We start from the raw sequence: 24,885 nt of genomic DNA on the forward strand, positions 1-24,885 counted from the left end.
GCCTTCCGTGACAAAAGGCCGGAGAATTCGTTGGAACAGGCCACTCGGCATGACGACTGCTTTTTATCCCGGTTCTTTTGATCCGATGACCCACGGTCATCTGGATGTGCTCGTCCAGGCACTCAATGTTGCCGAGACGGTGATCGTCGCGATCGGCATTCATCCGGGCAAGGTTCCGATGTTCACCTTCGAGGAGCGAGCCGAACTCATCCGCGCATCGCTTTTTGAAGTCCTGCCCGGCAAGGCAACCAATGTTTCCGTGGTTTCTTTCGATAATCTTGTGGTCGATGCGGCCCGCGCCAACGGTGCGGCACTTCTGATCCGCGGGCTGAGGGATGGAACCGATCTCGATTACGAAATGCAGATGGCCGGCATGAACAGGCAGATGGCGCCGGATATCCAGACTGTCTTCCTGCCAGCGGGCACCGCCTCACGGCCCATTACGGCCACATTGGTCCGGCAGATCGCCTCCATGGGCGGCGATGTCAGCGCCTTTGTGCCTGCCGCAGTCCTCAAAGCCCTGAATAACAAGCTGAAACGCTGATCGTTTCCGAACCCGGAGTTCCGTATGAAATTGCTTGGTTTCGCCATTGCCGGCGCTTTCGCCCTCGCTTCCATGGTCATGCCGGCTTTTGCCGCGCCGGACGATGTCCTGACGATCCAGCTCAAGGATGGTCCGGTTGTGATCCAGTTGATGCCGGAGGTCGCTCCGAAGCATGTGGCGCAGGTCGAGGCGCTTGCCGCCAAGGGCGCTTATGACAATGTCGTCTTCCACCGCGTCATCGATGGCTTCATGGCCCAGACCGGCGACGTCCAGTTCGGCAAGGAAGGCGGCCCAGGTTACAACCCCGGCCGCGCCGGCACCGGCGGCTCCGACCTGCCGGATCTTCCAGCCGAATTCTCCAAGGTCCCGTTCGAGCGCGGCACAGTTGGGATGGCGCGCGCGCAAAGCCCGAATTCCGCCAATTCGCAATTCTTCATCATGTTTGATCAGGGCTCTTTCCTGAACGGCCAATATACGGTCATCGGCAAGGTGGTCTCAGGCATGGAGTTTGTCGACAAGATCAAGCGCGGTGAGGGTCGCAACGGAGAAGTCACCAACCCCGACAAGATGATCAAGGTCACCGTCGGCAAGAAGTAACCGAGGGCGCCTCGTCGCAGACGACATATCGGGCGCTAAAAAAGGAGAAGAAAATGGCCGAGATCAAGGATCCGGAAAACACCCTCATCATGGAAACCACCAAGGGCAAGGTCGTCATCTCGCTGATGCCGGACCTGGCACCCGGCCATGTCGCCCGCATCAAGGAGCTTGCGCGCGAAAACGCCTATGACGGCGTCGTTTTCCACCGCGTCATCGCCGATTTCATGGCCCAGACCGGCGACGTGAAGTTCGGCAAGCAGGGAAGCGAAAGCTTCAATCCGGCTCGCGCCGGCATGGGCGGTTCCGAAAAGCCCGACTTGAAGGCCGAGTTCTCGGCTGTGCCGCATGTGCGCGGCACCTGCTCGATGGCCCGTTCCCAGAACCCGAATTCGGGGAACTCCCAGTTCTTCATCTGCTTCACCGATGCACCATGGCTCAACAAGCAGTACACCGTGTGGGGCCAGGTCATCGAGGGCATGGACAATATCGACCAGATCAAGAAGGGCGAGCCGGTCAAGGATCCGGACTCGATCGTGTCGTTGCGCGTCGCCGCCGATGTCTGATCTGACTTGAATGACCGACCCGCTCCGTCTCGTGTCGGGGCGGGTTTCGCTTTTCCGGGAAAATTATGCGCGTCGACTTTTTCGACTTTGACCTGCCAGAGGAAAGCATCGCACTGAGGCCCGCGAGCCCACGCGACAGCGCCCGGCTGCTTGTCGTCCGGGCCGAGAGCGATCCTGTGCTTGCAGACCACAGAGTCTCGGAACTGCCGAATTTTCTGAGAGCCGGCGATGCGCTGGTCTTCAACGATACCAAGGTCATTCCGGCCCAGCTCGAAGGCATCCGCCATCGGGAAGGGGCTGGCGGCCAGCAGGTTTCCGCCACCCTCCACATGCGCACCGCGCCTGATGTCTGGAAGGCCTTTGCGAAACCCGGCAAACGCATCAGGATCGGCGATCGCATCGAATTTGGCCACAGCGGCAATGCCTGTCTGCTGGGGTCGCTCACCGCAACCGTCGAGGAGAAGGGCGAGGGCGGTGAGGTGACGTTGCGCTTTGATCTTTCCGGCCCGGCGCTGGACGAGGCGATCGCGGTAGTCGGACATATTCCACTGCCGCCTTATATCGCCGCCAAGCGGCCGGAAGACGCCCAGGACCGCAAGGACTACCAGACGATCTATGCCCGGGAGGAGGGTGCCGTCGCGGCGCCGACAGCAGGCCTGCATTTCACGCCCGGGCTTTTCGCAGCCCTCGATGCCGCCGGTATCGAACGGCATTTCGTGACGCTGCATGTCGGGGCAGGGACGTTCCTGCCGGTCAAGGCCGAGGATACGACCGAACACAGGATGCACCAGGAAATCGGCTATGTGAGCGCCGGGGTTGCGGCAAGCCTGAATGCCGTGAAGAGAAGAGGCGGTCGCATCGTCTGCGTCGGCACGACGTCGCTCCGGCTGATCGAGAGCGCGACTGCCGAAGATGGCATGATAAAACCATGGAGTGGTGCGACCGACATCTTCATCACGCCCGGCTATCGCTTCAAGGCAGTCGACATGCTGATGACCAATTTCCATCTGCCGAAATCGACGCTGTTCATGCTGGTCTCCGCATTTTGCGGGCTTGAGACGATGCGTTCTGCCTATTCCCATGCCATATCGACGGGCTATCGCTTCTACTCCTATGGCGACGCGTGCCTGCTTTTCCGGACCGACAAATGAGTGAAAACTTCCAATTCATCCTCAGGGCCACCGATGGTGGTGCGCGTCTTGGCGAGATCGCCATGCCGCGCGGCACGATCCGCACGCCGGCTTTCATGCCGGTCGGGACGGTCGGCACCGTCAAGGCCATGTATCTTGATCAGGTGCGCGACACTGGCGCCGACATCATCCTCGGCAACACCTATCACCTGATGCTGAGGCCGGGGGCGGAGCGCGTCGCCCGCCTCGGCGGGCTCCACAATCTCATCCGCTGGCCGCACCCGATCCTGACCGACAGCGGCGGTTTCCAGGTCATGTCGCTTTCCGGGCTCCGGAAGCTCGACGAGAAGGGGGTGACCTTCAAGAGCCATGTGGACGGCAGCCTGCATCACATGTCGCCGGAACGGTCGATCGAAATCCAGGGCCTTCTGGGCTCGGATATCCAGATGCAGCTCGATGAATGCGTGGCACTGCCGGCCGAACCAAAGGAGATCGAGCGAGCCATGGAATTGTCGCTGCGTTGGGCCGAGCGCTGCCGCGTCGCGTTCGGCGATCAGCCTGGCAAGGCCATGTTCGGCATCGTCCAGGGCGGCGACATAGCAGATCTGCGCATCCGTTCTGCCGAAGGTCTGAAACAGCTTGATCTCAAGGGCTATGCGGTGGGCGGCCTCGCAGTCGGTGAACCTCAGGACGTCATGCTGAAGATGCTGGAGACCACGCTCCCGGTGTTGCCGAACGAAAAGCCGCGCTACCTGATGGGTGTCGGCACGCCGGACGATATCCTGAAGTCGGTCGCGCGTGGCATCGACATGTTCGACTGCGTCATGCCCACCCGTTCCGGCCGCCATGGCCTCGCCTTCACCCGCCGTGGCAAGGTCAATATCCGCAATGCCCGCCATGCCGAGGATCTGCGGCCTCTCGACGAGGAGTCGAACTGCCCGGCAGCGCGGGATTACTCCCGTGCCTATCTTCACCACCTCGTCCGTTCGGACGAGGCGTTGGGCGGCATGCTGCTCTCCTGGAACAACCTGCACTACTATCAGGACCTGATGAAGGGCATCCGTCAGGCGATCGCCGAAGGCCGTTTTGCGGATTTCTACGCCGAAACGCAGGAAATGTGGGCCAAGGGCGATCTCGATCCGCAGTGAGGGTCAGATGCCCTGGCTCGCTGTATTGCGCATCATCCGCACGCCATCGACCTTGTAACTTCCGTCATCCATCAGCCGCATTTGGTAGATGGCGGTCCAGTCCTTACCCTCCCGGGCGCCGATCATCACTTCCTGCAGCACCATTTCTCCGCCACCGATGAGTTTCGAGCGGCCGAAGGCATAGTTGCTGGCCTGATAGACGGGTTCGTAATCCTTGCGCACCATGTCCAGGAACCGGTTCTTGTCGGGGTAGAGGCTACGGATGCCAGGAGAGGCGAAGGAGTAGGCCCTTTCCGCATCATTGCGCATCAGCGCGGCGATCTGGCCAGAGATGACCGCCTGAGCCTCCGCGACGGGGTCTTCGGCTTTGGCGGCGGTGAAGGATAAGAGAGCGAGACACAGAACGACAGGAAGTAATCGAACGGGCATCGGTTTTCTCCAAGATGGCTGCAAGGAGGCTAGCGCGTTTCTGTGAAAGGAGAAGATGGTCCCCGCAAATTTTTGAGGCATCGCCCCTGGAACGGGCAGGCGAATCTGAACGATTGCAGGATGATGACAGGTGCAGTGGATTGCGCCTGATATTCATACTTTTCCGTGAATTTTCGTCCCTCAGTAGCGCAGGGCAGGGTTCCGTTATCGCCGCTTGTCTGAAGTGATCCGCGCTGGCACGAATGCGCCGGGAGCTCTGATTCGCCCGGAACATTTTTATGAAAACCTTTCTGCCGCCGGCATTGCTTTATTTCAGCAATGCTATCCTGTTCATTTCGCTTTTTACCCGCCTGCCGGCCATCCAGGCGTCGATGGGCATCGATAAGGCAGTCCTTGGTTTCGCGCTGCTGAGCGCGCCGGTCGGTACATTTCTGGCCTTGCCTCTCGCCGGGCGGATTACAGACCGTTTTACACCGCGGCTGACGGCGCTCGTCACATTGCCGATCTGCGCTTTGCTCAGCCCGCTGCTGACGATTTCCCCGGTCATCGGCTTCGTCCTTTGTTTCTTTCTCTTCGGCTTCTTTCGCACAATCTTCGACGTCGCCGCCAACATGATCTCCGCCGGTATCGAGCAAAGAACCGGCACGAAGGTCCTGGCGCGCAGCCATGGCTTCTGGTCGGTTGGACTGCTCGTCGGATCCTTGTGTTCCGGCTTCCTGGCGGAGAGGGCGGTGGCGCCTTTTTCACAACAGGTTATGGCCGCTGCCTTCGTCGTTGCGGCTTGCCTGCTGGTGTTCTGGGTCACGCCGAAGGACGTGGCTCCGGACGCGCAGCCGGAACGCAAGCGCTCTGCCTATGTCCTGCCGGACCGCACGATCCTGCTCATCTGCGTCATGGTCTTCGGGCTCTGTATCGTCGAAGGCGCAGTCTATGATTGGGGCATCTTCTTCTTGCGCGAAGAACTCGGCGCCGATCCGGCAATTGCCGGCATGCTCTATGCTGCGTTTACCATTGGCATGGGCCTGACACGGTTGTCCGGCGATATGCTCCGGGATAGCTTCAGGCCCATGGTTCTGGTGCGCGCATCGGCCGTTTCGGTCGCAATGGGAATCATGCTCTTAGTGATGACGTCGAGCCTCACGCTCGCGGGCGTCGCCTTGTTTCTGATCGGCTGCGGCATCGCGCTCGCTTTCCCGCTGGCGGTCTCGACGACGATCGAGCGCGGCAAAGGGCAGCCGTCGGAAAACCTTGCGGCTTTATCGCTGACGCTGATGCTCTCGACGATCGGTGTGCCGCCGCTGCTGGGCTTCATCGCCGAGCATGTCAGTCTCGCTGCGACTTTCCTCGTATTGCTGCCCTGCGTGATGGTCAGTTTCCTCATGGCGCCGGTGGCGGAGGGCCGGCGCCTATCCCTGTGGCGCAGAGGCAGCTAAGCCAGATGCAGCTTCACGCCGGCTTCTTCCGCTCGATCCGGGCGGTCTTGCGGCGAGCGACTAGCATTTCCACAGTCTCAGGCTGCAGCCGCCGCCGTCGTCACGCTCCTTCGGATTCCCTCGGCCTCCAGGATCGGCAATACCGTGTCCCGGAAGTAGGGAAACTCCTCGGCATAGTCGACGAAGGACAGCGTTGTGCCATTAAAGCCGGCCCTGTGAAGCGACAGGATCCCTTCCGCCACCTGTTCCGGCGTACCGACCAGCGGAAAGCCGCCATGACCCGCTGCCATGCGGTCGCGTATGAGCGCGAGGAGATCGTGCGGGAAGGAATGCGCATGGGCAAACTGCAGCCGGACCAGGTTGTCTACGGCCTCCCAATCCGCATTGTCCTTTCCAAAATGCTGGAGATAGTCGCGTGCCTCCTTTTCCGTCGGCCGGCAGACGACATGCGAGAAGGTGAGAACGCCGAGATCGCGACCGGCGGCCTTGCCTTGCGCTTTTAGTTCGGCAACCTCGGATGCCGAGCGTTCGAGGTCGATCGCCGGCGTGAACAGGAAGTCGGCATTGCGGACGGCGAAGGCACGGCCCTGGCCGGAGCCGGCGGCGTTCAGGATGGGCACCTTGCGTGCCGGGCGAGGATCTCCGAGCACCCGGCTGAGATTGAAGAATTTTCCGTCGTAGTCGAAGGTTTCCGCCCGCTGCCAGAGCGTCTTGACCACATCGAACCATTCTTCCGCATAGGCATAGCGCGTTTCGTGATCGGTTGGCAGTTCGAGCCCGAGCGCCTCGTATTCGGGTTGGTTCCAGCCCGCGACGATGTTCAGGCCGATGCGGCCGCCACTGATCTGGTCAATGGTGGCGATCTGCTTGGCAAGGACGACCGGATGGTTGGCAACGGTGTGGATCGTGGCGAAGACGTTGATGTTTTGGGTTTTCGCCAGAAGGCCGGCCGCCCAGGTAACGGTTTCGAGAACATTGCCGTGGAAATTGGTCTCTCCACCGTAGCCGATCCAGCGGGCGATCGGCAGCATGAAGTCGATGCCGGCCGCATCCAGAAGCTGAGCCAATTTCAGATTGTTGTCCCAGGAATTTTTCCAACGCTCAGGAACTTTGGTAACCGACATGCCGCCGGAGCAATTGGAGGCGAAAGTGCCGAGCAAAAACTGCCCGGCGGTGAACATGGAATTCTCCGTCATGGTTTGTTCCCCAGATTTTTGATAGATATTACGATAGAAAGTTTATTTTAAACCTAAAGCTTGTCAACATGATTGCTGCACTGGAGAAGGAAAACACGCCGATGAGTTCGATAGGGCAGGACGGGGGTGGGGTACGGCACGGTCTGGATCGGAGCTGGCATCTCGCCAGGACACCGCTGGAGGTGGACGTTGCGGAGCTCGAATATGCTCTGATGCGCGCCTTCGAGGCTTTCGGTCGGTGGCAGGCCGAATGTCTGGCTTCCGTCATCGATTTCGCCGCCAGCGGGCCGGAAAATGCCATGCTGCACATCATTCGCATGAACGATCGGCCAAAGACGATCAAGGACCTGGCACGACTTTCCAACCGCGAAGATATTCCCAATATGCAGTACAGTCTGCGTAAGCTGATCGGGGCAGGGCTCGTGGAGCGCAAGGGCAGCGGGCGTTCCGGCGTCACCTATTCGGTGACGGAAAAGGGACGCGACGTAACCGAGCGTTATGCGCAGCTCCGCGCCTCTCTTCTTATCAAGGCGGTCCAGTCTTTGCCCGATTTCGGGGGGAGACTCGATGAGGCGACGAAGACCCTGGAATTCATGACCGGGATTTATGAACAGGTGGCACGCTCGGCCGCTACCCATCGGCATCTCCCGAGATGACGCGTTCCGGATAAGCAACGCTGTGGGAAAATCGGGCAGGGGGATGACCTGCCCCTAATTGGCCATAAGGATGGATAATGGGTTGAGCCTGCGGGACTTAGACGTTACCACGATGAAATTGATTTGCCGAAAACAGGTGACACTGTGATCGACCCCTATGAGATGCTCGGTATTTCCCGCGAGGCGGATGGCGCGACCATCAAGTCTGCCTACCGCAAGCGTGCGAAAACGGCCCATCCGGATGCCGGCGGCGACGTCGACCTGTTCAGCAGGTTGACGACGTCCTACGAGCTTCTTTGCGACCCCGTGCGCCGCAAGGTCTATGACGATACCGGCTTCGATCCGGAACTTGCAGACACCAAGGATTTGCAGGGCCTCGTCATCCTTGAGACGCTGATCAACGAGGTAATCCTGGATGAGCGGGAGCCGGGGAGTTTTGATCCGGTCGCTGCCATGCGCCGCAAGCTCACCGACAAGATCGTCAACGCGCGGATTCATATCTTGGAGATGGAGCGTCACCGCGCCCGCATCCGCAACCATATCGACCGCATCGGCAGGAAACCGGAAACGGATGTTCTGGGTCGCATGCTGAGATCGCGTTGCGAAACGATCGGCGAGGCGATAGGCCGGGCGGAAAACGAGATCGAGAACATCGAAAAAGCCTATGGCATGCTGGACGGCTATTCCTACGAAATCGATGCCGTGGCGGAGATCAAATCAGCGGCTGAGTGACTGCGGCCGTAACCTCTGTCTTGACATTGTCATTTACATCAGGACATGGCCTCAGCCTGTTATTTTCAAAGGGTTTTCCATGGCGCTCATCATACGCGAAGCTGTCCGCGAGGATACTGCGACGCTTCTCGGTTTCATCCGCGAGTTGGCGATCTATGAGAAGGCCGAACACGAGGTCGCCGCAACGGTTGAAACGATTAGGGAGTCGATCTTCGGCAGGGATTCGGTAACACGCGCGCTGATCTGCGAACAGGATGGCGAACCGGTTGGCATGGCAATCTGGTTCTTCAGTTACTCGACGTGGCAGGCGAGGAACGGGCTTTATCTCGAAGACCTCTATGTGACTCCAAAGGCGCGCGGGCTAGGTGCTGGCAAGGCCATGCTGAAACGGCTGGCGGCGATCGCGCTTGAAAACGATTGCGGCCGTTTCGAATGGAGTGTGCTCGATTGGAACGAGCCGGCGATCCGCGTCTACGAGGCGATCGGTGCCGAACCGATGAAGGAATGGGTCCGCTATCGGTTGGCTGGCGAGACATTGCGAGACTTCGCCGAAAGCTGAAAGGGGAAGAACAGGGTGTCGCACTTCATCCTTGAACCCACGGGGCTACATACGAAAATCGCATAAGATAGATTATGGAACTAATGGCCGTGATCTTGGGGTTGGAAAACCTTGGGGTCAGCGCTCATTCCCGTTCATTATCAGGTCAGAAATCGATCTCGACTTCGAACGCCAGTCCATCATAGGCCGGCTCCACATGCTCCGGCGTTTCCGCCATGACGGTATCGTAGTCGAGCGGAATGTGCATATGCGTCAGGATCGCACGTTTGGGCTGGAAGCGCGCGATCCAGTCGAGTGCCTGTTCGAGCGACAGATGGCTCGGATGATATCTGTATTGCAGCGCGTCGATGATCAGCACGTCGAGACCGGTGAGCTTCGGAATGCTCTCCGGCGGAAAGTCGCTGACGTCGCTGCAATAGGCCACATTACCGATCCGGAAGCCCAGCGAATGGATATCGCCGTGGGCCTGTCTGTACGGCAGGAACCGGATCGGCCCACCGGGACCGTCGATGACGATCGGCTCGTCCATGGTCTCGATCAGGAACGGCCGCGCGATCGGCGGGTAATTGCCGCCCGGCGGCGTCTCCAGGCAATAGCCGAAACCTTGCTGGATCCGCTCCATGGTGAACGGATCGGCATAGACCGGGATGCGGTGGCGCTGCAGCATGAAATAGGTCCGCAGGTCGTCTATGCCATGCAGGTGGTCCGCATGCGCATGGGTATAGAGCACCGCATCGACGCGGCCCACCTTGGCGGCGATCATCTGCTGGCGGAAATCCGGGCCAGTGTCGATCACCACCACGGTGCTGGCGCCGTCCGAGGCGATCTGCTCGACGAGAAAGGCGGCGCGTGTTCGATGGTTTTTCGGATTATCCGGATCGCAGGCGCCCCAATCGCCATTCGGCCGCGGCACGCCGGGTGACGACGAGCAGCCGAGAATGGTGAAGCGCTGCCGATACCGTGCCAACGGTCAGAGCCTCGGCATCTTGGAGAAGATGCGGAAGGCATTCTCGGTGGTGACGCGGGCAATCTCCTCGTAGCTCACGTTCTTGCATTCGGCGAGCACTTCGGCGGTATTGACCACGTAGGACGGCTCGTTTCGTTTTCCCCGCCACCGCTTCGGCGCCAGATACGGCGCGTCGGTCTCGACCAATAACCGGTCTATCGGCACGGTCCGCGCAATGGTTCTCAACTCTTCCGACTTCGGGAATGTCAGGATGCCGGAGAAGGAGACATAGCCGCCAAGTTCCACGCCGACACGGGCGAGCTCGGCACCGGACGAGAAGCAGTGCAGGATGAAGGGAAATGTCCCCTTCCCGCTTTCGACGGTCAGTATCTCGATCATGTCTGCGTCGGCGCTGCGGCTGTGGATGACGAGCGGCAGGCCCGTCTCCCGCGCCGCGGCTATGTGGCGGACGAAGCCGGTCTTCTGATCGGCCGGCGTCTGCGTGTCGTAGAAATAGTCGAGCCCCGCCTCGCCGATTGCGACGATCTTCTGATGCGCCTTCGCGAGCCGCACCAGGTCTTCCGTCTGGATATCGAGTTCTTCGCCGGCATTGTTCGGATGGGTGCCGACCGAGCAGAAGACTGACGGATATTTCTCCGTGATCGCCAGCAGGTCGTCGAGCCTTCGCACACGGGTCGAGATGGTCACCATCTGCCTTACGCCGGCTTCGTGAGCGCGGGCGACGATCGCGTCGCGTTCCTCCGCGAAATCGGCGAAATCCAGATGGCAATGGGTATCGATCAGCATGGGAAAACCTGGAGCTATATTAGGCGCTTGCTTCGGGCGCCACGTAACGCGGAAAGACCGGTTTCGGCGCCTCAAGTGGCGTTCCCGGCTTCAGGCGCCCTGCCTCGCCGAGTGCCGCGAAATCGCGGGCGTCGGCCGGCGCGGCTACCAGATCGAGCAGCTTGGTGGATGAATCCGGCATGAAGGGCTGCAGGAGGATGGCGACCTGGCGCACGACTTCCGCTGCCACGTAGAGCACGGTGCCCATGCGGGCCGGGTCGGTCTTCTTCAGCACCCAGGGCGCCTGCGCAGCGAAATAACGGTCCGTCTCCGAGACGACGCCGATGATCGCCGCGAGCGCACGATGGATAGCCTGTTTATCCATCTCCTCCCGGCAGGCTGCGAGAAGGCTGTCGGCTGCGGCAAGCAGCTCCCTGTCCGCGTCGGTGAATTCACCGGGCTCGGGGACGATGCCATCGCAATTCTTGACGATCATCGACAGCGAGCGGCTGGCGAGATTGCCGATGCCATTGGCGAGATCGGCGTTGACGCGGGTCGCGATAAGCTGCTCGTTGCAATTGCCATCCTGGCCGAAGGAAATCTCACGGCAGAGATAATAGCGAACATAGTCGAGCCCGAACTTTTCCAGAAGCTCGAACGGATCGACCACGTTGCCGAGCGATTTCGACATCTTCTCGCCGGCATTCAGCACGAAGCCGTGCGCGAAGACGCGCTTCGGCAGCGGCAGTTTGGCCGACATCAGGAAGGCCGGCCAATAGACCGCATGGAAGCGGATGATGTCCTTGCCGATGATATGCGCGTCCGCCGGCCAGTATTTCGCACGCGGGCCGTTCGGATTATCCAGATAGCCGGTTGCGGTGATGTAATTGGTCAGCGCATCGACCCAGACATACATGACATGCGCCGGGTCGTTCGGTACCTTGATACCCCAATCGAAGGTGGTGCGAGACACCGACAGGTCCTTGAGGCCGGATTTCACGAAGGAAATGACTTCGTTGCGGCGCTCGTTGGGACCGATGAAATCCGGGTTTTCCTCATAGTGCTTGAGGAGCTTGTCCTCATAAGCAGAGAGCCGGAAGAAATAGCTCGACTCCTCCACCCATTCGACCGGCGAACCCTGGGGGCCGTAACGCACGCCATCACGCACTTCGGTCTCGTTTTCGGCGTAATAGGCCTCGTCACGCACCGAATACCAGCCGGCATAGGTATCCTTGTAGATGTCGCCGTTGTCGGCCATCCGGTTCCAGATGTCCTTCGAAGCCTCGTGATGGCGAGGTTCGGTAGTGCGGATGAAGTCATCGTTGGACGCATTAAGCAACCGGCCCATCACGCGGAATTCATTCGAGTTTCGTTCGGCGAGTGCTTCCGGTGAGATGCCTTCGGCGCGGGCCGTCTGCTGCATCTTCTGGCCATGCTCGTCCGTGCCGGTCAGGAAGAAGACATCCTTGCCGTCGAGGCGCTGGAAGCGCGCCATGGCATCCGTCGCGATCAGTTCATAGGCATGGCCGATATGCGGCTTGCCGTTCGGATAGGAAATCGCGGTGGTGATGTAATAGGGCGTCTTGTTCGGCATTGTCGGCACTCGGGCACTTAAAGGAAATGATGCAGCGCTCTTAGCGCATGTTTCGCAGGAGCGAAACACAAAGTTCCTTTGCGATGTTCCCCACCCTGCCCGCGATCAACGTCGGGCGGCTTCGAGAATCGAGAGGATCGTCTGCTTGCGGTCGAGGTTGTAGGCCTGCGCCACCGTGATCTTTTCGGCGATATCGCTGACGAGCCTGGCCTGCCGGTCGGCGGCCGGAAGATCGCCGGCAAACGCCGCTTCACGTGCGCGGGCGACCAGATAGTCGCTCAGATGCTCCAGGAAGAAGCCGAAGATCACGTCGCTTTCCTTGCCGGACAGCACGTCCGCCAGGCGGTGCATGGCTTTTCGGGCGGTGGGGCCGTCTGCTGCTATCACCTCATTGAAGGCGGCGATGATCTCGGTGCCACCATAGTTCAGAAGCTTCAGCGCCTGCGCAACGCTGCCTTTGCCCATGGACAGCACGATTTCCTCGGTCCGGCCGCCTTCGAGCGGCATGCCAAGCCCGGCGAGCGCCTTCGACAGGTCCTCATCGCTCAGCGGCGACAGCTTCAGCGACTGGCAGCGGGAGCGGATCGTCGGCAGCAGTTTTCCGGGCGCATGCGAGAGCACGATGAAGAGCGCACGCCGCGGCGGCTCTTCGAGGATCTTGAGGATGGCATTGGCGGCATTGCGGTTGAGGTCGTCGGCCGGATCGATGATGACGATCCGCCAATTGCCCGTGCCGGAGGTCTGCGAGAAGAAATGCCCTGCCCTGCGCACTTCGTCCACGGTGATCGCGGTCTTCGCTTTCCCGGTTTTCTCGTCCACCGGACGCGTCAGATGCAGCAGATTATGCGAAGCGCCCGACGCGATCTGCCGGCTCACCGGCGAGTTGGGGTCAGGATCGGAGAGATGGTCCGGCGCCGCTTCAGGATCGGGATGGGTGAGCACATGATTGGCGAAACGGAAGGCGAGTGTCGCTTTGCCGATTCCTTCCGGCCCCTCGATGAGAATTGCGTGATGCCCCTTCCCCGAACGGTAGCTGCGCGCAAGGAAATCCTCGGCCGATCGATGGCCATAGAGATGCGGATTGCGTGCCGGCGGCACGGCGCCGTCGAGGATGCCGGCGGTCTCTTCGCTCATCCGACCGATTCCGCATTGCTTGTCTGCCTGAGGGCGAGCTCGCGTACCAGCGGCTCGATGATCGCGAAAATTTCGTCTGCGATCTCATCCTCGGCACGTTCGGCATTCACCACATGGCAGCGACCTGGCTCCACTTCGGCGATCTCCAGATAGGCTTCGCGGCGCTTCTCGTGCGTTTCGATCTCTTCGCGTTCGAATCGGTCCGGTGCGTTTTCCGCGCCGCGCTTGCGGGCGCGTTTCAGGCCAACCTCGGCCGGGAGATCGAGGATCAGCGTACAATCCGGGACGACGCCATCGATCGCCACCCGCTGCAACGCCTCGATGAAGTCCGGTTCCAGATTGCCGGTCACGCCCTGGTAGACGCGCGAAGAATCGATGAAGCGGTCGCAAAGCACAATAGCCCCGCTTTCGAGCGCTGGGCGTATCACTTCTTCGACATGGTCGTTGCGGGCGGCCGCGAACAGGATCGCCTCCATGCGCACGCCGAATTCTTCTGCCGCACCGGAAAGCAGGACATGGCGCACAGCCTCGGCCCCTGGCGAACCGCCTGGCTCCCGGGTCATGAGCACGTCGTGGCCACGACGCCGCAATTGGTCGGCCAGCCGCCGAATCTGGGTGGATTTGCCGGCCCCCTCGCCGCCTTCGAAAGTCACGAACAATCCGGAACGTTCTGCCACGCGTGTTTCCGCATTCATCTCTTCATCAATTTATAGCGCAATATAGGTGCAGTGCGAAACAATGCGCAAATCTCAAAGTCTCAAAGCCAGAAGAACATCAGTTCGAGCAGCGCATCGGTTGCCTGGCTCGTCAGACTGCCTGTCTTGATGGATTGGGCGGTCACCAGCGGGACTTCGCGCACCACTCTGTCTGCTGAGGAAATCTTGAGTACACCGACAGGCTGCCCTTCCGCAACAGGGGCTCTGAGAGGCCAGCGGTAGACGATTCGCCCCGATAGCCGATCGGGATTGTTGGTCGGCAGGTAGATATCGACGGGCTCCCTGGCGACAAGGTCCACATAGCGCGACGTCCCGCCGTAGACGCTTGCCTGACCGACCACCTCCCCTTGTTTGAAGAGCACCTTGGTCTCGAACGAGGAAAGTCCCCATTCCAGCACCTTTCTCGCCTCCTCAAGCCTCTCCTTGTCACTCGCGAGGCCGCCCATGGCGAGAAAGAGCCGCGTGCCGTTGCGCGCCACCGAGGCGACCAGCGCGTAGCCGGACCCTTCCGCAAAACCCGCGCCAAGGCCGTCGACGCCGATGTTCAGCGCAAGAAGCGGGTTCTTGTTGCGCTGGAAGATCTTGTTCCATTCGAAATCCGGCTGCGCATAGAGCGGATAGAATTCCGGATATTCGCGATGGATATGTCGGGCAAGTTCCACGAGGTCGCGTGCCGTCGTACGGTTCTCCGCACCCGGCAGGCCGGTGGAATTGCCGAAGAGCGAGCGGCTGAGCCCGAGATCCTTGGCGCGGGCGGTCATGCGGGCGGCAAATTCGCCTTCGGAACGGGAAATGCCTTCAGCCAGAACGATGCAGGCGTCATTGGCATTCTGCACGATCACGCCTTTGACGAGATCCTCCACCCGAACCTGCGATTTCAGCGCTGCGAACATGGTCGTCGTACCGGATGGCGCGCCGCCCGTGCGCCAGGCATATTCGCTGACGGGATAAACGGTGTCGCGGCTGATCTCGCCGCGCCTGATGGCGCTGAAAACGACCTCCATCGTCATCAGCTTGGCGAGCGAGGCCGGCGGGAAAGCCTGATTCTCGTTCGAGGCGAGCAGCACTGTGCCGGTCTTGGCCTCGACCATGTAAACCTGTTTCGCCTTGGTGACGAAGGCGGGCGTGGGTTGCTGTGCGCTCGCTGCTCCCGAGAGCCGGGCAACGCCAAGCACAATCAGGCAAAGGAAAAACAGAAGGCGCCGCATCATCACCCCATCGACCACGTCACTCTATGCCTAGCAGCGCCGCCGACTCACCGCAATTGCGGTGCTCTCAACGCACGGGCTTTTGAGCAGGTCTTGGGGCTTCGAGGATCATGTTGCCGAACATCACCTGCGGGGCCTTGGCTCCCGCGGGTTCCCCGTAAGCAACGGTTGCCCGGGCGTTTGCCGGTTCGGCGTAGGTCGCCATAGCCGTGCTCTTGGCCGGCGCTGATTCAGCATAGACCGGAGCGACGGCGCGTGGTTGTCGATCGCCGGCCATCGGCCGTTCGGAGGGAAGCGGCCCTATCTGCGGTAGCGCCGCGAATTGTTCGAATGCCTGAAAGGCCTGTGTCGCGGCCGGCGCGGGACCGCTCGGCGTGCGGCCAGCAAGCGCGACAGGCGTCGGCATGGCGGAGCCATAGCTCTGGAGCTGGTCGCCCAGCGGCTGGTTGGACGCGACCATGACGCCGGTTGCGATCTGCCCTTCCGGCTGGATCGACGGCAGGCGGTCGCCCTTACGGATGTAGGATGCCATCAGGAACGGCATGTCCCTGCCATCCATCCGTGCGCGGCCGACATATTGCACGTTCACATGTGCCGTGCCGGTCCGCTTCATGTCCAGCAGCTCGGCCGTCTTGTCGGAAACGTCGATGATGCGGCCAGGATGATAGGGCCCGCGATCGTTGACCCGGACGATCACCGACGTGCCGTTATCGAGATTGGTGACGCGTGCGTAGCTCGGCAAGGGAAAGGTCGGATGCGCGGCGGAAAGATGTTCGCTGTCGTAAACTTCGCCATTGGCGGTGAACCGGCCATGGAAAGCAGCACCATACCAGGAGGCAAGACCCTTCTTGTTGTAGTTGGGATCTTCCTTCGGGACGTAGGTCTTCCCTTTCACCTGGTAGGGCTGGCCTACCATGAAACGACCGCCACCTTTCGGCACGGGCTTTCCTGCCTCGACGACCCGAGGGCTTGCTTTTACGCCATATTCCTTTTCGGAGAAATATTCCTTGCTGCGGGGTTTCTTCTTGGGCGCCTCGGTCGTGGCGCACGATGCCATTCCGACGCAGACCAATGTTATCCCGAGCCATTTCGCACTCAGCGAAAGCTTGCCGCCACTCAAACCCAAACTCGTCCGTCCCATGCCGCTTTCGCCGCGATCTACGGCAGTCGGTCCTCGTCACCGCTCCGCTTTTCGCAGCCATTGTGAACCGGTTCGAGGCATACCCCTATGCCGCCGAAGTCGATAGCAGGGGAGTCTTGCCGGCAACATGGCAAAAATGCGAACAAAATCGGGCAGATAGATAAACTTTTATCGAGTATGGTTAATCGATTGCGAATGCGGGGGCGGGTGAAAGCCGGAATTTTGACGGCGCGAGGAGCAAGATTACCGCTTTTGTGAGCGATTTAACCATGCTGGCGGCTCACGAATGAAGGGGACGGTCGAATTCGCTCAGACGTATTTCAGACTGTCGGTAGAAAGGAAATGATTGGCGGCGCTCAGTTGACGCCGAAAACCTGCAGGCTATAAAGCCAGCATTCGATGGAAGAGTGTCCGAGTGGTTTAAGGAACCGGTCTTGAAAACCGGCGTGCGGGAAACCGTACCGTGGGTTCGAATCCCACCTCTTCCGCCATTGGCAGCTTGTATCCCGGCCTGAATGACCGCTGCTTCATCTTTTCCAATTGCTGCAAGATTTGTTCGGATCCGGCGGCCATGTCGCTACGGGTCAGCGCATTCGCCTGTCTTCTTGACCAAGCTCAAACGCATATCCATCCTCCCATATAGAATGCCAGAAAAAAGGAGGCGGCATGAACAGACGGAGCATGCTCCTTGGCGCAGCCGGCACGCTGCTGCTTGGGGGCGCGGGGGTCGCCGGGTGGCGGTCGGCTGTCGGGTCTATGAGCGGATATGACGATTACGCGGCCCACCTGCGCGCTCCGATCCCGGCCCGACCGGATATGGCCGACCTTGTCCGTTATGCGACGCTCGCGGCCAACAGTCACAATACCCAGCCATGGCGCTTTCGCATCGAAGACGGCGCTATCGACATCCTGCCCGATCTGTCGCGCAGGACGCCGGCCGTTGATCCGGACGACCATCATCTCTTCGTCAGTCTCGGCTGCGCAGCGGAGAATCTGCTGATCGCTGCGGGGGCGACAGGACGACCGGGCGAACTGGAGATCGATGCAGACGGCGCCCGCCTGCGCTATTCCTTTTCCGAAGGTGCGTCGCGATCCGATCCGCTTTTCGCAGCAATTCCGGCGCGACAGTCCACCCGCGCCACCTATGATCGACGTCCTGTACCTGCCGAACATCTCGAAAAACTCCGGCGGGCTGCCGGAATACCGGGCGTCCGGCTTGTCCTTCTTTCTGACCGGGTCCTGATGCGGCAGGTGCGGGACTTGGTCGTCGCTGGCAATGACGCACAGATGGGCACCCCCGCCTTCATGGCGGAATTGAAGCAGTGGCTGCGCTTCAATCCCCGCGCCGCCATGACTTCCGGAGACGGCCTGTTCTCGGCTGCGAGCGGCAATCCGGTGCTTCCCGATCTTCTTGGCGGCTACGCGTTCGAGCTTTTCTTCAGTCCCACGTCCGAGAACGACAAATATGCACGTCAGATCGATTCGTCGGCGGGAATCGCCGTCTTCCTTGCCGAGGCGGAGAGCCCGGCGCACTGGATTGCAGTCGGCCGCGCCAGTCAGCGTTTCGCGCTGACGGCGACCAGCCTCGGCGTCAAACACGCCTTCGTCAATCAACCCGTCGAGGTGGCGCGTCTGCGACCGGAACTGGCGACGCTGATCGGTGAGAGGGGGATGCGGCCTGATATCGTGATGCGCTTCGGTTATGGCCCGGAACTTGCCTTTTCTCCGCGGCGTCCCGTGGAGACGGTGCTGATCTAGCGCAGGGAAAGATGGCCGTCGGCCTTGTTGGTCAGTCCTTTAACCGTCGCTCGAAATCGCGAATCGACTGCTCAATCCAAGGCTCGCGATATCCCACGGCATAATCGATAACATCATAGTCTCGGCGTCTTTGCCAGACGAAGAACAGACGTTTGAAGATCGCTGCCAGCCGCAAGGCACCCTCCAATTCGATATCGAGACCCGACGTGCGCCTCGTGTGATCCACACGCCGGGTCTCTTGCCGTAAGGCGATACGGCGCAACTGAATTGACATTTGCTAAATGAACGCTAGCTGAATAATGGTGCGCGGAGAGCGACGGCATGCTTGGCGCCTTCCATCCATCAAGCTCGGCGCAAGCCAATATCCCTATCGTTTTCTCGTCGGGATGATCCCGAATGATTGGGGACTATGATGTCGAACGAGACCAACTCTACAAACCAGCCGTCCGAACAGTCGATCGCGCTGTTCCTGCAGACCGGTGACGCCGACAAGCTGACCGATATCCTGGTCGAGGCGCTTTACGAAGCCTTCCGCACGCTCGAGGACGAGATCCGACTCGACACCGTGCATTGAGCCTTCGCAGGCTTCCTGGGGCCTGACGCCGGTATCGAACACGCGATCAACGGCGTTACCAGGCGAAGGATAAGGCGTCTTACGTGAAGGATGCGCTTGCAGTCATGGCCGCGGTGCCGGATTGGACGCATTCGAACTGTCGGAATTCCATGTCCTGACAAAACGTCTCGGCCAACTCTTCTGCAGGTTCGGCAATCCGCGCTGCTCGGAATGCCCGGTCAGGCAGCATTGCCGTTTCGCAGGCTCTGTTGTGCGCCCGGCCGCCGGCGCTGAAGTGGCTTCCTCTCGTCTCATGGATGACCAGCCGCTTGTGTTTCGGGCGAGGACGTGATTGCCGTAAGGCATCTCTTATCCTGCCACGGAATCATCACCTATGCCCAACGCCGCCGTTCCCTTCCTCACCATCGGCTTCCTGATTCTCTCCAACGTCTTCATGACATTTGCCTGGTATGGCCACCTGAAGTTCGGGGATAAGCCGCTCTATATTGTTATATTGGCGAGTTGGGGCATCGCCTTTTTCGAATATTGCATGCAGGTGCCGGCCAACCGGATCGGCTACGGCTATTTCAACGCGGCTCAGCTGAAGACTATTCAGGAGATCATCACGCTCTCCGTCTTCGTGATCTTTTCCGTGCTTTATCTCGGCGAAACGATTCATTGGAAGCAGATCGTCGGTTTCAGTTTCATCGCCCTCGGCGCCTTTTTCATCTTCACAAAATAGGCCGCTTCAGGAACCGTCGCGTCGCCGGAACGTTTCGATCATCGTGATCTCAGGTGGCACGATGAAGAAGCGGTCGGGCGATATACGGATCGGCATTTCGGGCTGGACCTACAAGCCCTGGCGCGGCGTATTTTATCCCAAGGGCCTGCGGCAGAAGCAGGAACTGACCTATGCTGCCGAACATTTTCGCTCGATCGAGATCAACGGCACTTTCTACGGTCTTCAGCGCCCCCAGAGCTTTGCCACATGGTATGATGCGACGCCCGACGATTTCGTCTTCGCGGTCAAAGGCTCGCGTTACATCACCCATATGCGCCGCCTTGATGATATCGGGACACCGCTCGCAAATTTCTTCGCCTCCGGCGTCCTTCGTCTCGGCAAGAAGCTCGGCCCCATTCTCTGGCAGTTTCCGCCGCGGATGAAATTCGAGCCGGCCCGCTTCGAGGCGTTCCTGAAACTGCTGCCGAAGAATACCGAAGAAGCAGTCGAACTTGCCGGAAGGCACGACACCCGCCTCGATGATCGCGCTTATGTCGAGATGGACGCAAGGCGGCCGATGCACCATGCGCTGGAAATCCGCCACGACAGTTTCCGCGCGCAGGAATTCATCGATCTCTTGCGCCATTATCAGATTGGTCTGGTCGTAGCCGACACCGTGGAATGGCCGCTTCTCATGGATCTGACGGCCGATTTCGTCTATTGCCGCCTGCACGGTTCCGAACAGCTTTACGTCAGCGGCTACGACGACAAAGCGCTCGACCGCTGGGCTCATCTGATCCGCCAATGGGCGAAGGGAGAGGATCCGAAGGAGGCCGAACGTGTCGGTTCAGCCTCCCCTCCCCGGACCCATGGTCGGGATGTTTACGTCTATTTCGACAATGACGTGAAGGTCCGCGCACCGCAGGATGCCGGAGCCTTGGCAGATCGCCTGAATGCCGCCCCCATTTCCTCGGGTGGGAAGGCTGCCAGACACGCATGAACGAACACTGTTCGCTTTTCCGTCGGCATGCCTTCATTTCCGTCTCGGTTTGATTTAGAGACAGTCCTTCAATCCGCTTTGTTTCAGGCGGCAGGACTATTCGCAAGGTATGTTGATCGATGCTTGATTCCCTCAGAAACGCCGCCCGCTCCTGGGTTGCCAAGGCTCTCCTCCTGCTTCTGGTCGTTTCCTTCGGCATCTGGGGTGTTTCCAGTTCGATGTTGACGGCAAACGGCAATACGGTGATGACGGTCGGGGACCAGCAGATATCGGCTGAGGAATTCCGCCTGGCCTACCAGCGCCAGATCGCCAATCTGAGCCGCCAGTTTGGCACGCAACTGACCGCCGAGCAGGCGCGCGCCTTTGGTGTCGAGAACGAGGTTTTTGCCCAGCTTGCTGCCGGCGCTGCGCTCGATCAGATTTCGGATGATATGAACCTTGGTCTTTCCGAGGAAAGGCTCGCGGGCCTGATCGCCGAGGATCCGGCCTTCAAGGGCGTCAACGGCCAGTTTGATCGCAACCTCTTCACGTCGAGGCTGCGCAATGCAGGTATCCGGGAGGATGACTATATCAAGGAGCGCAGCAAGGTTGCGGTGCGAAGCCAGGTCGTCGAGGCGGTGTCCGACGGATTCAAGCCGCCGCAAGTGCTCGTCGAGGCCTTGAAGCACTATCGCGATGAGAGCCGTTCCGTTGACTATCTCCTGCTCTCCAACGCCAATATCGATCCGGTCAAGGCGCCGGCCGACGACGTGCTTTCCGCCTGGTTCGAAGGTGTGAAAAGCCGTTATCGGGCGCCGGAATACCGGACCTTCGCCTATGTAAAGCTGCAGCCGGCCGATATCGCCGATGCATCCTCGATCTCCGATGATCAGGTGCGTGCCCAGTACGAGAAAAGCAAGGACAGCTACAAGACCCACGAAACCCGCACGATCGAGCAGCTTACCTTCCCGGACAAGGAAATGGCGGAAGCTGCCGCAACGCAGCTCAAGGATGGTACGGCGACCTTCGACCAGATCATCAAGGACCAGGGCAAGACGGCGACCGACGTGCTGCTGGGTGATTTCACCCGAGATAACATGCCGGATCCGACTTTTGCCGAGCCCGCCTTCAAGGTTGCAGCGGCTGGCGGCACGACGCCCGTCATCGACGGCACCTTTGGTCCGGTGATCCTGCGCGTCACCAATATTCGCCCGGAAACGACCCGTTCGTTCGACGAGGTAAAGGAGGATATCCGCAACCAGCTCGCGGTTTCTGCAGCCTCCCAGGAAGTCCTGAACGTGCACGATCGGTTCGAGGACATGCGCAGCGGCGGCACATCGCTTGAGGATACAGCCAGAGACCTCAACCTCAAGATCGTCACCGTGACCGCCGACGCATCGGGTCGCAACGAGCAGGAGCAGCGTATCGAGGATATTCCGGCTTCCAATCAGTTGCTCGGCGAGGTCTTCCGCACCGAGCCTGGCGCCGATACCATCCCGGTAAACCTCGGCAATGACGGTTATGTCTGGTTCGAGGTTCGCAACATCGTCCCCGAGCGCGACAGGCCGCTTGCCGAAGTGCGCGACAAGGCGATTGCCGACTGGACCGCGGACCAGCAGCGCCAGGCGCTGGCAGCCAAGGCCAATGAGCTCAAGGGTCGCCTGGATAAGGGCGAGACGATTGAGGCCATCGGCGCAGAGCTCGGCCTTTCGGTCGAAAACAAGCAGGGCCTGCGCCGCGGTGAGGAGGACGCAATTTTCGGAGGTGAAGCGATCGCGGCAGCTTTCTCCGGCCCGGTCGGCATCATTGCCACCGCGCTTGGCGCCGATGGTGAAAGCCGTCTCCTGATGAAGGTCACAGCCGTCGATCAGGTGACCACCGATGCGCTTTCCGGCGATGAGCAACTGGAGCGTATGGCGGAGGCGGTCGGCGACGACATGCTCGATCAGATGGTTAACAGCCTGAAGAACAGTTATGGCGTCTCCGTCAACCAGACCGTCCTTAATCAGGTCATGCTCCAGTGACGCGCGAGGTAACCGAGTATGCCTGAGCTGAAACCCCTTATCGCCAAGGTCGCCAATGGCGAGAGCCTGACGCGTGAGCAAGCGCGCGAAGCCTTCGATATTCTGATGTCGGGAGAGGCAACGCCGTCGCAGATCGGTGGCTTCCTGATGGCACTGCGTGTTCGCGGCGAGACTGTCGCAGAGATTACCGGCGCAGTCGCAACCATGCGCGCCAAGATGCTGCCCGTCGAAGCCCCGGCTGACGCGATCGATATCGTCGGCACCGGTGGCGACGGACTGGGTACATACAATATTTCCACCCTCGCCTCGCTCATCGTCGCCGGCTGCGGCGTGCCGGTCGCCAAGCATGGCAATCGGGCGCAGAGTTCGAAATCCGGCACGGCCGACGCGCTGTCGGTGCTGGGCGTCGATCTGGAAATCGGCCCTGAACTGATAGCCCGCTGCATCAGGGAAGCCGGCATCGGCTTCATGTTCGCCTCTATGCATCATGCGGCGATGCGCCATGTCGGCCCGAGTCGCGTCGAGCTCGGCACGCGCACGATCTTCAACCTGCTTGGTCCCCTCTCAAACCCGGCCGGAGCCAAGCGCCAGCTTCTCGGTGTCTTCGCGCCGAAATGGCTGGAGCCGATCGCTGAAGTGCTGCGCGACCTGGGTTCCGAAACCGTCTGGGTGGTGCATGGCGACGGTATGGATGAAATCACCACGACAGGCATCACCCAGGTTACCGCGCTGGAAGACGGTAAGATCCGTTCCTTCGAGCTGACACCGATGGATTTCGGTGTGCAGCCTGCGACGCTCGCCGAACTCAAAGGCGGCGATGGGGTGGTCAATGCCGCGGCCTTGCGTGCGGTGCTTGCCGGTGCGAAAAATGCCTATCGCGATATCGCCCTTTGCAATGCGGCGGCGGCCCTGGTGATTGCCGGCAAGGCGGAGACGATCGCGGATGGCATGAGGCTTGCCACCCGTTCGCTGGAAAGCGGCGAGGCAGCGGCGGCCCTCGACCGCCTCGTCGCCGTCTCGAACGAAAAGGATTGAAGCCGTGACCGATATCCTGAAGAAGATCGAAGCCTACAAGCGCGAGGAAATCGCCGCTGCCAAGGCGAGTGTGCCGCTCGCCGAGGTGAAGGTCCGCGCCGCCAACCAGCCGGCCCCGCGCGGTTTCTATCGGGCGCTGAAGGCAAAGCAGGATGCAGGCGGATTCGGTCTCATTGCCGAGATCAAGAAGGCCAGCCCGTCAAAGGGCCTGATCCGCCCGGATTTCGACCCCCCTGCCCTTGCAGCCGCTTATGAAGCCGGCGGCGCCGCCTGCCTTTCGGTATTGACCGACAAGCCGAGCTTCCAGGGAGCTCCGGAATTTTTGACCGCGGCCCGTAATGCCTGCTCGCTTCCTGCTCTGCGCAAGGATTTCATGTTCGAGCCCTATCAGGTCTATGAGGCGCGTGCCTGGGGCGCCGACTGTATCCTGCTGATCATGGCCTCGCTGTCCGATGGTGAGGCGCGCGAGCTTTACGATGTTGCCGCAGAACTCGGCATGGACGTGCTGATCGAGATCCATGATGCCGAAGAGATGGAGCGGGCGCTCAAACTCCCCTCGCCGCTGATCGGTATCAACAACCGTAACCTGCGCACCTTCGAATTGAGCCTGGAAACGAGCGAGAAACTGGCCCCGATGGTGCCGGCCGATCGTCTGCTCGTCGGAGAAAGCGGCATTTTCACGCACGAGGATTGCCAGCGCCTCAGACAGGTCGGCATCAATACCTTCCTCGTCGGCGAAAGCCTGATGCGCAAGGACGACGTGGCTGCGGCGACCCGCCTGCTCCTGACCGGCGGGACCGCGACCCTGGCGGCGGAATAATGGCGAACCTCACCCATATCGGCGCGTCCGGCGAGGCGCATATGGTCGATGTCGGCGACAAGGCCGAGACGAACCGTTCGGCGACGGCCGAAGGTTACGTCCGCATGCTGCCGGAAACGCTCTCGTTGATCCGCGAGGGCAACGCTAAAAAGGGCGATGTGATCGGCACGGCGCGACTGGCCGGCATCATGGCAGCCAAGAAGACGTCGGACCTCATCCCGCTCTGCCATCCGCTGATGCTGACCAAGGTTTCGGTGGATATCACGGAAGACGAGACACTTCCGGGCCTGCGCGTTACGGCGACAGCGAAGCTTACCGGCAAAACCGGCGTCGAGATGGAGGCGCTGACAGCAGTTTCCGTCTCGTGCCTGACGATCTATGACATGGCCAAGGCCGCCGACAAGGGGATGGAGATCGGGGGGATTCGTCTTCTCGAAAAGACCGGCGGCAAGTCCGGAACCTATCGCCCAAAGGACTGAGTGG

General features: G+C 60.4%; 27 protein-coding genes and 1 tRNA gene. 19 read left to right on the forward strand and 9 right to left on the reverse strand.

The features are described 5' to 3' along the window. The first annotated feature begins 49 nt into the window (after positions 1-49). The 5 genes from coaD to tgt all read left to right on the forward strand — a co-directional run bounded on the left by coaD (position 50) and on the right by tgt (position 3,982). Positions 50-544, forward strand: coding sequence for a pantetheine-phosphate adenylyltransferase (coaD, locus tag QEO92_RS09825; protein WP_037146892.1), 495 nt, complete (start codon positions 50-52; stop codon positions 542-544). 24 nt (positions 545-568) lie between these two features. Continuing rightward, positions 569-1,141: a peptidylprolyl isomerase gene (locus QEO92_RS09830; protein WP_227702878.1), complete on the forward strand. Its 573-nt coding sequence runs from the start codon at positions 569-571 to the stop codon at positions 1,139-1,141. Between the two features lie 53 nt (positions 1,142-1,194). Continuing rightward, a complete protein-coding gene (locus QEO92_RS09835; protein WP_227702879.1) occupies positions 1,195-1,704 on the forward strand; it encodes a peptidylprolyl isomerase in 510 nt (169 codons plus the stop codon). Positions 1,705-1,769: 65 nt separating this feature from the next. Continuing rightward, entirely contained in the window at positions 1,770-2,855 is a 1,086-nt protein-coding gene (queA, locus tag QEO92_RS09840) for a tRNA preQ1(34) S-adenosylmethionine ribosyltransferase-isomerase QueA (RefSeq protein ID WP_227702880.1), read from the forward strand. Then, a complete protein-coding gene (gene tgt, locus QEO92_RS09845) occupies positions 2,852-3,982 on the forward strand; it encodes a tRNA guanosine(34) transglycosylase Tgt (RefSeq protein WP_227702881.1) in 1,131 nt (376 codons plus the stop codon). Before queA ends, tgt begins: the two co-directional genes overlap by 4 nt. A gap of 3 nt (positions 3,983-3,985) precedes the next feature. Here the strand turns inward: tgt and QEO92_RS09850 are convergent, their stop codons facing one another. After that, positions 3,986-4,411, reverse strand: coding sequence for a DUF4864 domain-containing protein (locus tag QEO92_RS09850; protein WP_037146905.1), 426 nt, complete (start codon positions 4,409-4,411; stop codon positions 3,986-3,988). Between the two features lie 278 nt (positions 4,412-4,689). Between QEO92_RS09850 and QEO92_RS09855 the strand changes: the two genes are divergently transcribed. Further along, positions 4,690-5,844 (forward strand): MFS transporter, encoded by a 1,155-nt coding sequence (locus QEO92_RS09855; RefSeq protein ID WP_037146908.1) that lies wholly within the window; start codon positions 4,690-4,692, stop codon positions 5,842-5,844. A 77-nt stretch (positions 5,845-5,921) separates the two neighbouring features. On the opposite strand, the gene QEO92_RS09860 is transcribed toward QEO92_RS09855, so the two are convergent. Continuing rightward, complete coding sequence (locus QEO92_RS09860; RefSeq protein WP_227702882.1) at positions 5,922-7,040, reverse strand: LLM class flavin-dependent oxidoreductase; 1,119 nt, start codon at positions 7,038-7,040, stop codon at positions 5,922-5,924. Between the two features lie 101 nt (positions 7,041-7,141). Here QEO92_RS09860 and QEO92_RS09865 point away from each other — a divergent pair, with 101 nt between their 5' ends. From QEO92_RS09865 to QEO92_RS09875, 3 genes are all read left to right on the forward strand, one after another. After that, on the forward strand, positions 7,142-7,696 hold the full coding sequence (locus QEO92_RS09865; RefSeq protein ID WP_227702883.1) for a winged helix DNA-binding protein: 555 nt from the start codon (positions 7,142-7,144) through the stop codon (positions 7,694-7,696). Positions 7,697-7,840: 144 nt separating this feature from the next. Then, positions 7,841-8,428 carry a J domain-containing protein gene (locus QEO92_RS09870; RefSeq protein WP_037146913.1) on the forward strand — a complete coding sequence of 196 codons (588 nt, stop codon included), beginning with the start codon at positions 7,841-7,843 and terminating at the stop codon, positions 8,426-8,428. Between the two features lie 79 nt (positions 8,429-8,507). Beyond that, positions 8,508-8,987, forward strand: a complete 480-nt coding sequence (locus QEO92_RS09875) for a GNAT family N-acetyltransferase (protein ID WP_227702884.1) — start codon at positions 8,508-8,510, stop codon at positions 8,985-8,987. Positions 8,988-9,132: 145 nt separating this feature from the next. On the opposite strand, the gene QEO92_RS09880 is transcribed toward QEO92_RS09875, so the two are convergent. From QEO92_RS09880 to QEO92_RS09910, 7 genes are all read right to left on the reverse strand, one after another. After that, positions 9,133-9,954, reverse strand: coding sequence for an MBL fold metallo-hydrolase (locus QEO92_RS09880; protein ID WP_037146919.1), 822 nt, complete (start codon positions 9,952-9,954; stop codon positions 9,133-9,135). A gap of 3 nt (positions 9,955-9,957) precedes the next feature. Then, positions 9,958-10,740, reverse strand: a complete 783-nt coding sequence (locus QEO92_RS09885) for a TatD family hydrolase (protein WP_037146922.1) — start codon at positions 10,738-10,740, stop codon at positions 9,958-9,960. A 19-nt stretch (positions 10,741-10,759) separates the two neighbouring features. Further along, a complete protein-coding gene (gene metG / locus QEO92_RS09890; protein ID WP_037146925.1) occupies positions 10,760-12,313 on the reverse strand; it encodes a methionine--tRNA ligase in 1,554 nt (517 codons plus the stop codon). A 105-nt stretch (positions 12,314-12,418) separates the two neighbouring features. Next, on the reverse strand, positions 12,419-13,447 hold the full coding sequence (locus QEO92_RS09895; protein WP_037146930.1) for a DNA polymerase III subunit delta': 1,029 nt from the start codon (positions 13,445-13,447) through the stop codon (positions 12,419-12,421). After that, positions 13,444-14,142: a dTMP kinase gene (tmk, locus tag QEO92_RS09900; RefSeq protein ID WP_265105683.1), complete on the reverse strand. Its 699-nt coding sequence runs from the start codon at positions 14,140-14,142 to the stop codon at positions 13,444-13,446. The genes QEO92_RS09895 and tmk overlap by 4 nt, the downstream gene beginning before the upstream one ends. A gap of 62 nt (positions 14,143-14,204) precedes the next feature. Next, complete coding sequence (locus tag QEO92_RS09905; protein WP_227705128.1) at positions 14,205-15,371, reverse strand: D-alanyl-D-alanine carboxypeptidase family protein; 1,167 nt, start codon at positions 15,369-15,371, stop codon at positions 14,205-14,207. Positions 15,372-15,438: 67 nt separating this feature from the next. Continuing rightward, positions 15,439-16,512: a septal ring lytic transglycosylase RlpA family protein gene (locus QEO92_RS09910; protein ID WP_227702885.1), complete on the reverse strand. Its 1,074-nt coding sequence runs from the start codon at positions 16,510-16,512 to the stop codon at positions 15,439-15,441. 401 nt (positions 16,513-16,913) lie between these two features. Between QEO92_RS09910 and QEO92_RS09915 the strand changes: the two genes are divergently transcribed. The 10 genes from QEO92_RS09915 to moaC all read left to right on the forward strand — a co-directional run bounded on the left by QEO92_RS09915 (position 16,914) and on the right by moaC (position 24,881). Then, positions 16,914-17,003: transfer RNA gene (locus QEO92_RS09915), tRNA-Ser, on the forward strand. A gap of 175 nt (positions 17,004-17,178) precedes the next feature. Beyond that, positions 17,179-18,270, forward strand: coding sequence for an Acg family FMN-binding oxidoreductase (locus QEO92_RS09920; RefSeq protein WP_227702886.1), 1,092 nt, complete (start codon positions 17,179-17,181; stop codon positions 18,268-18,270). Between the two features lie 409 nt (positions 18,271-18,679). Then, positions 18,680-18,844, forward strand: a complete 165-nt coding sequence (locus QEO92_RS09925) for a hypothetical protein (protein ID WP_210165744.1) — start codon at positions 18,680-18,682, stop codon at positions 18,842-18,844. A gap of 121 nt (positions 18,845-18,965) precedes the next feature. Continuing rightward, a complete protein-coding gene (locus tag QEO92_RS33225; protein ID WP_407721119.1) occupies positions 18,966-19,175 on the forward strand; it encodes a hypothetical protein in 210 nt (69 codons plus the stop codon). A 42-nt stretch (positions 19,176-19,217) separates the two neighbouring features. Next, a complete protein-coding gene (locus QEO92_RS09930; RefSeq protein WP_037146943.1) occupies positions 19,218-19,565 on the forward strand; it encodes a DMT family protein in 348 nt (115 codons plus the stop codon). Between the two features lie 61 nt (positions 19,566-19,626). After that, positions 19,627-20,544, forward strand: coding sequence for a DUF72 domain-containing protein (locus QEO92_RS09935; RefSeq protein ID WP_227702887.1), 918 nt, complete (start codon positions 19,627-19,629; stop codon positions 20,542-20,544). Between the two features lie 119 nt (positions 20,545-20,663). Then, on the forward strand, positions 20,664-22,547 hold the full coding sequence (locus QEO92_RS09940) for a peptidylprolyl isomerase (RefSeq protein WP_227702888.1): 1,884 nt from the start codon (positions 20,664-20,666) through the stop codon (positions 22,545-22,547). Between the two features lie 18 nt (positions 22,548-22,565). Beyond that, positions 22,566-23,582: an anthranilate phosphoribosyltransferase gene (gene trpD, locus QEO92_RS09945; RefSeq protein WP_037146948.1), complete on the forward strand. Its 1,017-nt coding sequence runs from the start codon at positions 22,566-22,568 to the stop codon at positions 23,580-23,582. 4 nt (positions 23,583-23,586) lie between these two features. Further along, positions 23,587-24,402: an indole-3-glycerol phosphate synthase TrpC gene (gene trpC / locus QEO92_RS09950; RefSeq protein ID WP_227702889.1), complete on the forward strand. Its 816-nt coding sequence runs from the start codon at positions 23,587-23,589 to the stop codon at positions 24,400-24,402. After that, complete coding sequence (gene moaC / locus QEO92_RS09955) at positions 24,402-24,881, forward strand: cyclic pyranopterin monophosphate synthase MoaC (protein WP_037146952.1); 480 nt, start codon at positions 24,402-24,404, stop codon at positions 24,879-24,881. Before trpC ends, moaC begins: the two co-directional genes overlap by 1 nt. Positions 24,882-24,885: the final 4 nt, after the last annotated feature.

The organism is Neorhizobium petrolearium (assembly GCF_029854435.1).
GTDB lineage: Bacteria > Pseudomonadota > Alphaproteobacteria > Rhizobiales > Rhizobiaceae > Neorhizobium > Neorhizobium petrolearium.